Genomic DNA, 1,507 nt, shown 5'->3' with positions numbered 1-1,507 from the left:
TGATTTATCTGTCCGCCGAAAAATTCATGTACCAGTTCATCCGGGCGCTGCGCTTCAAGGATACGGTCGCCTTCAAGGACCAGTTCCGCTCGGTGGACGTGCTGATGATCGACGATGTCCAGTTCATCAGCGGCAAGGATTCGACCCAGGAAGAGTTTTTCCACACGTTCAACGCGCTGGTCGATCAGAACCGCCAGGTGATCGTGTCCGCCGATAAATCCCCGTCCGATCTCGAAGGGCTGGAAGAGCGGCTGCGCTCCCGCCTCGGCTGGGGCCTGGTCGCCGATATTCACCCGACCACCTACGAGCTGCGCTTAGGCATTCTCGGCTCGAAAGCCGATCAGCTCGGCACGCCCGTGCCCGAGAAGGTGATGGAGTTTCTCGCCCATAAAATCGCCTCCAACGTCCGCGAGTTGGAAGGCGCGCTGAACCGCCTCGTCGCGCACGCGCAACTGGTAGGGCGCTCGATCACGCTGGAAACGGCGCAGGAGGTGCTGCACGATCTGTTGCGCGCCCACGACCGGCGGGTGACGGTGGAAGAAATCCAAAAGCGCGTCGCCGAGCATTATAATATTCGCGTCGCCGATATGTCCTCGGCCCGGCGCGCCCGGCAAGTCGCCCGCCCGCGCCAGATGGCCATGTATCTCAGCAAGGCGCTGACTTCGAAATCCTTACCGGAAATCGGCCGCAAGTTCGGCGGGCGCGACCATACCACCGTGATGCACGCCGTTCGCAAAATCGACGAGTTGATCGCAACCGACGCCAGCCTCGCCGAAGATCTCGAACTCCTGCGCCGCATGTTGGAATGCTAAAGATCAACCCTGCCCGTTAGGTGCAAGAAGGGCTTGATCCCAACCGTCAACCTCGCTAGGGTCTGCCGCGCTGACTGGTGGGACGTCGCCAAGCGGTAAGGCACCGGATTTTGATTCCGGCATCCGGAGGTTCGATCCCTCCCGTCCCAGCCAAGCTTTCTCTCGGGTTACAGAGAGTTCCCAACAAGCATTCCGACGAATTTCTCGCAGGGGCCATTGGGATGTCGGTCCGGGTCGCCCCCTGTTTTTAAGTGAGGGGGCGCTTAATCCTGCCTTTTATGGGGCGTGCTTGTCGGCGCTTTTTTCAATGGCTTTCCCGCCCTGCTGCATATCCTGACCGGCGCCTGCGACCGTATTGCAGGCCGCGAGTAAGGCCGTTCCGGCCAGCAGCGTCGCGAGAAGAAGAAGGGTCTTGGGTTTTACTTGGGTCATGATGCGATCTTTCCGATTAAAAATGAGGCGCGCAAAGGGGTGCCGCCAACCCTGAAGTCCGTTAAACCCGCCCGGTTGCGACGAGAATAATGACGATGATAAGAACGATGCCGAGGCCGCTGCTCGGATAATACCCCCAACTATTGCTATGGGGCCATCGGGGGAGCGCGCCAATCAACATCAATACTAAGATAATAAGTAGAATTAAGCCGATACTCATAGCAATCCCCTTCTCTCGAAAATGAGTCGCTAGAACAGTTCCT

Annotated in this window: 3 protein-coding genes and 1 tRNA gene; 2 read left to right on the top strand and 2 right to left on the bottom strand. The window is 58.4% G+C overall.

All coding sequences use genetic code 11. The annotated features are described in order from the left end of the window. Together dnaA and VZ95_RS13220 are read left to right on the top strand one after the other, a co-directional pair. A partial coding sequence (gene dnaA / locus VZ95_RS13225) for a chromosomal replication initiator protein DnaA (RefSeq protein ID WP_045776264.1) occupies positions 1-812 on the top strand: 812 nt, incomplete at its 5' end. 78 nt (positions 813-890) lie between these two features. Next, positions 891-965, top strand: a tRNA-Gln gene (locus tag VZ95_RS13220). 123 nt (positions 966-1,088) lie between these two features. On the opposite strand, the gene VZ95_RS23115 is transcribed toward VZ95_RS13220, so the two are convergent. Both VZ95_RS23115 and VZ95_RS23110 read right to left on the bottom strand, forming a co-directional pair. Next, entirely contained in the window at positions 1,089-1,244 is a 156-nt protein-coding gene (locus VZ95_RS23115; protein ID WP_084627775.1) for an entericidin A/B family lipoprotein, read from the bottom strand. Positions 1,245-1,305: 61 nt separating this feature from the next. Then, positions 1,306-1,464 carry a DUF3309 family protein gene (locus tag VZ95_RS23110; protein ID WP_045776263.1) on the bottom strand — a complete coding sequence of 53 codons (159 nt, stop codon included), beginning with the start codon at positions 1,462-1,464 and terminating at the stop codon, positions 1,306-1,308. Positions 1,465-1,507 lie beyond the last annotated feature (43 nt).

It is taken from the genome of Elstera litoralis, assembly GCF_000963705.1.
Classification (GTDB): domain Bacteria; phylum Pseudomonadota; class Alphaproteobacteria; order Elsterales; family Elsteraceae; genus Elstera; species Elstera litoralis.
Note: the sequence above shows the minus strand (reverse complement) of the source record. Positions and strands in the feature narration are given on the sequence as shown.

Excerpts from the sequence above, each read along its gene's own strand:
- VZ95_RS23110 (WP_045776263.1), bottom strand. The coding sequence starts at position 1,464 with ATGAGTATCGGCTTAATTCTACTTATTATCTTAGTATTGATGTTGATT.
- VZ95_RS23115 (WP_084627775.1), bottom strand. The coding sequence starts at position 1,244 with ATGACCCAAGTAAAACCCAAGACCCTTCTTCTTCTCGCGACGCTGCTG.